General features: G+C 68.1%; 1 protein-coding gene. It reads left to right on the top strand.

Translation table 11 applies throughout. From position 1 onward, the window contains the following. A partial coding sequence (locus tag AAEY83_RS17205; protein ID WP_502945214.1) for a hypothetical protein occupies nucleotides 1-251 on the top strand: 251 nt, incomplete at both ends.

The following is a 251-nucleotide window of genomic DNA, read 5'->3' as shown; positions in this document are numbered from 1 at the left end:
GCGCAGCACTGGCCCACGCCAAATACGCCGAGCTGATTCCCGATCTGCTGCACGTGCATCCCGGCGCCATCCGCGTGGCCCTGCGTTCGATCCCGTGCCTGTATTGCGTCACCGATTCGACCGCCGCCGCCGGCATGCCCGACGGTGAATACAAGCTTGGCAGCCACACCGTGACCAAATGCCTGGGCGGCGTGCGTCTGCCCGACGGCACGCTGGCCGGCAGCACCCTGACCATGGATCAGGCCCTGCGC

Origin of the sequence: Psychrobacter sp. TB20-MNA-CIBAN-0197 (genome assembly GCF_040309765.1) — a bacterium.
GTDB classification, from domain to species: domain Bacteria; phylum Pseudomonadota; class Gammaproteobacteria; order Pseudomonadales; family Moraxellaceae; genus Psychrobacter; species Psychrobacter submarinus.
The sequence above is the reverse complement of the archived record's forward strand: the minus strand, read 5'-3'. Positions and strand labels throughout refer to the sequence as shown.